Raw genomic sequence first — 7,246 nt, 5'->3', positions numbered from 1 at the left:
CGCGTTGCGGCTGGAACTCCTCAAGGACCAGCCGCGCGCGCGCAAGGTGATCGAGACCGTCGCCCGGATGGCGGAGTGGGGTCGGTCGCGGGACGGCCGAGGGCTCGGCCTGGCCTACTCCGATGCCTTTGGCTCGCACTGCGCCCAGGTCGCCGAGGTTTCTCTCAACCGCGACACTGGCGAAATCCGGGTGCACAAGGTCTGGTGCGCGATCGATCCCGGCGTGGCTATCCAGCCCCTCCATATCGAAGCCATGATGATGACCGGCATCACCAACGGTACCGGCCATGCCCTGTTCGAGCAGATCAACGTCGTCAATGGCGAGGTGCAGGAGTCGAATTTCGACACGTATCGGGTGATCCGCATGTCCGAGGCGCCTGAGATCGAGGTCGCCGTGGTGCCGACGCCCGGGAGTCCTTTTGGCGGCATTGGTCAGGCTGGCCTCCCTCCCACGGGTCCGGCAATCGCCAACGCCGTCGCGCGGCTAACCGGTGGCGTGCGGCTTCGCCACTATCCGTTCACTCCAGACCGAGTTAAGGCAGCTCTCGAAGCCTGACCTTCTTCGAGCCACGCGGTGGATTGGCCCATCCCCACATAGCCGCGCGACATCGCAGCTATGTGCGGCCGCTATTTATCTCTGCGCCACCTTAGCTACAGGCCATGATCATCTTGTCTCGGTGGCGTTCCCACCGCTTGAAGCTGCTTGACCTATAAAGCGCATTACCTTGCTGCTGGATTACGGCATCGTGGGCCATGCGCCGACCACCCGCCTCTTGTGCACGCTACGGCAGAAGGCTTCTGGTGAAAGCGACTCTCCCCAACTTTATCGAATTGAAGGATGCGGCAATTCCTCGCTCTTCTTCTCACTAGCCCTGTGTCCCAGGTACGCCGCGCACTTTGTGCCCCGTAAAGGCGGCCAATCACGCATTGTAGGAATGGGCAATTTATTTGAAGGATCGCGCGTGTTCGTCTGAGCCGGAAAAGAATAGCCTGTCAGGTGAAATAGCAAAACCCGAGAGTTCTTCATGTCATATGCGATCTCCGTCAATGGCCAAGTTCACCACGTCGAAGATGACGGGGAGACTCCCCTCCTCTGGGTGATTCGCGATACGTTGAAGCTGACCGGCACGAAGTATGGCTGCGGTGCTGCGCAATGCGGCGCATGCACGGTGCATGTCGATGGCGAGCCCATGCGTTCCTGCACCCTCTCGCTAGAGGTGGCTTCGTCCGCGCGGATCACCACGATCGAGGCGATCGAAGGCGCAGAGGTGAGAGCAATCCAGGACGCCTGGGTTGCGCACGACGTCCCACAATGTGGCTTCTGTCAATCCGGGCAGGTGATGAGCGCGATCGCGTTGCTCCGCACCATCGAGAAACCAACCGACCGCGATATCGATCTGGCCATGAGCGGCAATCTCTGTCGATGCGCGACATACAACCGTATTCGTGCGGCAATCCACGACGCGGCATCGAAGTTGGGTTCACCGACATGAGCTGGCATGCACCCGCCTTCGGGAACTGGCGTCGCCGACTTAAGGTTGGCGTCTTGTCTTTACTCGGGCTGATCATGGTCGCTGGTGCGGGCGGCCTTGTCTACGCGCTGTACCCCCGTACCATGCCCCATACACAGACGCTCGCGGCCACGCTGCAGCCCGTCGAGATCGAGCGCCTGCGCCTTGCGGCGGACTTCGATGCGATCGCCGATCCACGGGCGCGATCGGTCGCGCTGTTCGAGGAAGCGGGTCGCGTGATACAGCACCCGCGCTGCATGAACTGTCATCCGCGAACCGATCGGCCGACGCAGACAGATGGCATGCGCGCCCACACGCCTTGGGTCACGCGCGGCGTTGATGGTGGTGGCGCGTCGACGTTGCGCTGCAGCACCTGCCACCAGGCTGAAAATTTCGTGGCGTCCGGTGTGCCAGGCAATATCAATTGGAAGCTCGCTCCAATGGAGATGGCCTGGCAGGGCAAGACGCTCGGCGATCTCTGCAGGCAACTTCTGGATCCCGCACGCTCGCACATGACGCGACAAGAACTGGTCCACCACATGACAGAGGACGAACTGGTCGGCTGGGCATGGCATCCGGGCGCAAACCGGCGGCCTGTGCCCGGCACTCAGGCGGAGTTCGGAGCGCTGATCAAAGCCTGGCTGGAAACCGGTGCAGCCTGCCCGCCATGAGCAGGCCGCGCCAACTTCGATAAGAGGATACCCATGACCGATTTGCCCGAACAGAAATCGCGCTTCCGGATGACGCGCCGCCGGCTGATCCTGGGTGGATCGCTGATCGGCGGCGCCCTGGTCGTCGGCTACATCGCAACCAACCCGATGCAGGTCGCCGGCGCGATCCTGCAAGGCGGCGGCGATGATCCGCAGCCCAGCGCTTTCGGACCCTTCATCCGTATTACCGATGACGGCTGGGTAACAGTCGTCAACAAGCAGCAGGAACTGGGCCAGGGCATCCATGCCGGTCTCGCCGCGATCGTCGCCGAGGAGCTCGACGCGGATTGGGACAGGGTGCGCGTCGTCGATTCGCGCAGCAATTTTCGCGCCTACGGCCCACAGATGACAGGAGCGTCGAACGGCATTGCATCCAACTGGGACCTGATGCGCAATGCCGGGGCCGCGGCACGTGCCATGTTCGTGGGCGCGGCCGCGCTCCGCTGGGGCGTTCCGATTGGCTCCATCGACGTCCGCGACGGCGTCGTGTCACACCTTGGGTCACGCCGCAGCGCCACCTTCCCGGAACTCCTTGCCGACGCTTCGCATCAGAAGCCGCCGGAGTCGCCAGTGCTTAAACAGCCGGCGGACTATCGGCTGATCGGCACCGACAAGGTGCGGCGCAAGGATAGCCTTTCGAAGAGCACGGGCGCCCAGGTCTACACGCAGGACATCCAGCGCCCGGACATGCTGGTCGCGATGGTCGCGCATAGCCCTCGCTTCGGCGGCACGCTGGCGCGGTTCGATGCATCCGACGCTCGCAAGATGAAGGGCGTCGTCGATGTCTTCGCGATCGAAACCGGCGTTGCGGTGCTCGCCGAAACGACCTTTGCCGCCTGGAAGGGACGTAATGCGCTTCGCATCGAGTGGGACGACAGTGAAGCCGAAACGCGCTCCACGCACGAACTCGTCCGCTACTATCACGATATCGCGGCAGGACGCAGCGATGTGGAACCGGCCGGGTTCGATTCCAAGGGCGACGATCCTGAGGTCCCGTTCGATGGTGATGTCGCGGATTTCGCCTTCGACTTTCCCTATCTCGCGCATGCGCCCATGGAGACACTCGACTGTGTTGCCCAGGTGAATGACTGGGACGTCTCGATCACATCGGGCGCGCATCTGGCGACGGTTGATCAGGTCTATGCGGCGTTTGCCGCCCGCACCATTCCCGGCAAGGTCGACATCGAAGTGGTGCCTGCCGGCGGGTCGTTCGGCCGCCGCGGCGTTCTGAGCTCCGACTATCTCGTCGAATGTGTGCGGATCGCCAAGCGGACCGATGGCCGCCCTGTCAAGCTGATGTGGAGCCGCGAGGACGAGATAGCATCCGGCTATTTCCGGCCGATGTCGCATCACCGTGTGTGGGTTCAATTGGGTCCGGACGGGTTTCCGACGCGCTGGCGCATCCACAGCGTCTGCCAATCGCTTCTTCCCGTCGGGCCGAACTCTCTGGCGACCGAAGGGATCACCCACTCGCCGTATTTCTCGACCGCTTCGACCGTTGATGGCAAGATCTTCACCCCGACTTTTCCGGTCGTGGTCGGCTTATGGCGCTCGGTTGGTCATTCCTATACCGCCCTGATGATGGAGCATATCGTCGATCAACTTGCCCGGCGGGCGGGCCTCGACCCGGCAGCGTACAGACGTGTGTTCTATGAGAAGGTGGGGGATAGGCGACGGCTGGCAGTACTTGACGCGCTTTGTCGGAAGGCAGGATGGGGCACGCTGCTCGAAACCGGTTGGGCGCGGGGCCTCGCTATTCATGAAGCCTTCGGCACGATCGTTGGCCAGGTCGCCGAGGTGCGATTGGTCGATGGCCGGCCCCTCGTGCGCCGCGTTGTTGCTGTCGTCGATTGCGGTATCGCCATCGCGCACGACCAGATCGCAGCGCAAATGGAGGGGAGCATCGGCTTCGGTCTGTCTGCTGCTCTTTATGGCGCGATCACGCTAAAGGACGGTATCGTTCAGGAAACCAATTTCGATCGGTACCTGGTCTTGCGTATGAACGAGATGCCCGTCGTCGAAACCCACATTATCGCCTCCACGAGCAGGCCAACCGGAATGGGCGAGCCGGGGGTAGCACCAATTGCACCGGCGGTCGCAAACGCAATTCTGGCATTGACTGGGCAGCCAACATCACGCCTGCCGTTCCTCGACGGAAACGCGCGCAGCAATACGGACGTGTCCGTGCAATCTTAGCGGCTGGCCGGGGCAGACCTTTGATCCGACGCACGTCGCCCGTCCGCTGCCGCCACAGCAATAATGTGCTGAACGCGAAGGCTACCATTCTCGGAATCCGGGTGCCGCTCATGGGACAGCGAGCTTGCGGCAACGGAACTCGCCTCCGGCTCCGCCTTCCGAAAGCGCCCGTATTGGCGAGGCGAGCAGCCCATGACGCGTTTGAAAGCCGTGCTAAACGCACTTTCCGATTCATAGCCGAGCGAAGCGGCAACCGTCGAGACGGGATCGTTTGAATTTTCCAGCCTGTCGCAGGCAAGCAGCATCCGCCATCGCGCCACGTACTGCATCGGAGGCTCGCCGACGCGCTCCTTGAACCTGAGCGCGAAAGTCGAGCGCGACATGCCGGCAATCTCACCAAGCTCTTGAAGGGTCCATTGGTAAGCGGGTTCGGCATGGATTGCCTTGATCGCGGCACCAAGCTGTTTATCCGCCAGAGAGAAGAACCAGCCGACACGGTCTCCGCCGCCCGTGTCCAGATGCACACGTAGTGCCTGCACCAGCATCATATGGGCCAAATGCTGCGCGACAAGGGCGTTGCCAGGCTGCTCTTCTCGCAGCTCCTTCATCATTTGCTCGACAGACCAGCGCAGGGCTGCCTGCTCTGGCTGTTCGTGGATGTGCGCGATCGGCGGAAGCATGCTCAGCAGCATATCGGCGTGATTGCCCTTCACGCCAAAGCGGCTTCCGACCAGAAACAATCCGCCGCCGCCGTTGAGCGTGACGACGCCACCCCTTCGCGCGGCCGGGAATATCTCCCCGGCCCCAACCGCGGTCCCATCGATGCTGCTACCAAGCCGGAATGGGCGACCGGTCGGCAGCACGAAGCAATCCCCGGCCACCAGGCGCACCGGGTCGGCAACACCATCGACGGTGAGCCAGCAGTCACCGGACACCACCGCGTAACATTTGATGAGCTTGTGCTGGTCGCCGAACCGGACAGCCCAGTCGCCGCCGGCGTCGAAGCCGGATGAGACGTAAGCATGCGGCTTAAGCAAAGAAAGGACGTCTGAAAGTGGATCCATGGCTATCCAGGACGATTGCGAAGATAATATGGAATATACGGCATAGCCCGTCCAGAAGCAACCGCCGGACATCCATGCCAGAACATAAACGCTGGCGAAGGCAAACCATGTCATTTTCCCTACCGGGACGTGGGGTCATGTGCCTGTCGGAACGTTTTATACGAACCCCACGCTGGTCAGTTCCTGAGACACATCCCAGAGGCGTGCGGCCACTGAGGTATCCAGCGCCTGTTTGGGAGGTTTCTCCTTGGTCGGATAGCCGCGCGTCCCGCTGAGTCTGTCGGGTCCATAGTAGGCGCCGTCTCGCGCCGCCGGATCGGTCGCCGCATAGAGCGTCGGCAGCGCACCCTGCCACGCGGGTTGGAACAGGAATGGTAGGAAGCGCCGCGCCATCCCGGCCGCACTCCACTGGCCCGCGCCGTTCGGAAGAAGATCGGTGCGCGAGACACCGGGATGCGCCGCCAGGCTTTCCACGCCCCAGCCGGCCGCCGTGCTGCGCCGACTCAGCTCGAAGGCGAACATGATGCAGGCGAGTTTCGATTGGCTGTAGACCGGCCCCGGTTTGTAGCCGCGCTCGGCTTGGAGGTCATCGAAGTTAATCGCGCCTTGTCGCGCCGCAATGCTGCCGAGGGTCACGACGCGCGGCTTCCGGCCCCTCTTCAGCAGAGGTAGCAGATGCGCCGTCAGAGCAAAATGACCGAGGTAATTCGTGCCGAATTGCAGCTCGAAGCCGTCGCTGGTGACGCGTCGCGTCGGCGGCGTCATGACGCCGGCATTGTTGATCAGAAGGTCGAGGCTGTCCTGCTCCTGCGCGAGTTGCGCGGCGAAACCGGCGACGGAAGCGAGGTTGGCAAGATCCACCTTGCCGAACCGCACCTGCGCATCAGGCACAGCATTCTTGATCGCTGCCACGGCTTCGGCACCCTTCCGGGGATCGCGCCCGGCGATCACGACGCTCGCACCGGCGCGCGCCAAGGCCAGCGCGTCCTCGTAGCCCAATCCTCCGGCTCCAGTGACAACCGCTGTACGGCCATGTTGCGATGGAATGTTCTTGTTCGTCCACTTGGTCATATGGGAACCATACCTTCTCGAAAGTTCTGCGAGATCTCGTGTGACGATTGTCGCAATTCGCCCGCTGTTACCTCTCCCTAGTAGAAGGACGTGGCTCCAGAACGCCATGCCCAAACCGGCAAGAAACATGCCTATTCCTACATTGAATCGGCGAGCGAGGAACCGAAGGAGGCGAATGCCGATCCGGCCGCGCCTATGGTGACGCGATCGAGGTCCGTCGGCCTCCAACGTGGAAATCCACGTTGGTCAGTTTCAGCGAGGTACGCCAGAGTCGATCTGCCTCGCCCGTGTGCAGCGCCTGGCTCGGAGGCTTCTCTCTGCCGGCCAGCTGCCGGGACATTGCGCCCCCTGAAGCTACACGCCCGCGGCGCGGTGCCGAATGCCCAGAAGCTTAAATTTCCTGCCTGATCCTACAGTTGGCAAGGACAGGTGACTCACCCACTCGCGCGGCAGTCCCTGGAGAGGCCAGCAACTGGGCCTTCGGCCCATACGCCGATGCAGACTCCTCTCCCTCCTTCCAGGGATCAATACGAACGGCCTCTTGACATTTGTTTGGTACCTTACATATTTGCTAGGTAGCTAGCAAGATTGGAGGTGTGCATGGTTGGGGAGCGAAAAGATGCAGATTGCGACCTTATCGGTGCCTGGACGAAGCGGTGCTACTTCGCCGGCCGGGCGGTCATGGACTCTGCCC

6 protein-coding genes are annotated in these 7,246 nt (G+C 62.2%); 4 read left to right on the top strand and 2 right to left on the bottom strand.

Annotation, left to right across the window (positions count from 1 at the left end):
• From FY112_RS02720 to FY112_RS02705, 4 genes are all read left to right on the top strand, one after another.
• A partial coding sequence (locus FY112_RS02720; protein WP_151517599.1) for a molybdopterin cofactor-binding domain-containing protein occupies positions 1-556 on the top strand: 556 nt, incomplete at its 5' end.
• A 469-nt stretch (positions 557-1,025) separates the two neighbouring features.
• The gene (locus FY112_RS02715; protein ID WP_151517598.1) at positions 1,026-1,493 is read left to right on the top strand and encodes a (2Fe-2S)-binding protein; all 468 of its coding nucleotides are present in this window, start codon (positions 1,026-1,028) and stop codon (positions 1,491-1,493) included.
• On the top strand, positions 1,490-2,182 hold the full coding sequence (locus FY112_RS02710) for an Isoquinoline 1-oxidoreductase subunit (protein WP_151517597.1): 693 nt from the start codon (positions 1,490-1,492) through the stop codon (positions 2,180-2,182). Before FY112_RS02715 ends, FY112_RS02710 begins: the two co-directional genes overlap by 4 nt.
• A gap of 33 nt (positions 2,183-2,215) precedes the next feature.
• Positions 2,216-4,417, top strand: a complete 2,202-nt coding sequence (locus FY112_RS02705) for a molybdopterin cofactor-binding domain-containing protein (RefSeq protein WP_151517596.1) — start codon at positions 2,216-2,218, stop codon at positions 4,415-4,417.
• Here the strand turns inward: FY112_RS02705 and FY112_RS02700 are convergent.
• Both FY112_RS02700 and FY112_RS02695 read right to left on the bottom strand, forming a co-directional pair.
• Positions 4,414-5,481 (bottom strand): AraC family transcriptional regulator, encoded by a 1,068-nt coding sequence (locus FY112_RS02700; protein WP_151517600.1) that lies wholly within the window; start codon positions 5,479-5,481, stop codon positions 4,414-4,416. The two genes, FY112_RS02705 and FY112_RS02700, sit on opposite strands and share 4 nt — an antisense overlap.
• Before the next feature lie 156 nt (positions 5,482-5,637).
• Positions 5,638-6,552, bottom strand: coding sequence for an SDR family oxidoreductase (locus FY112_RS02695; RefSeq protein WP_151517595.1), 915 nt, complete (start codon positions 6,550-6,552; stop codon positions 5,638-5,640).
• Between the last annotated feature and the right edge of the window lie 694 nt (positions 6,553-7,246).

The sequence above is a fragment of the Rhizobium sp. PEPV16 genome, from assembly GCF_008919455.1.
Classification (GTDB): Bacteria; Pseudomonadota; Alphaproteobacteria; order Rhizobiales; family Rhizobiaceae; genus Rhizobium; species Rhizobium leguminosarum_Q.
The sequence above is the reverse complement of the archived record's forward strand: the minus strand, read 5'-3'. Positions and strand labels throughout refer to the sequence as shown.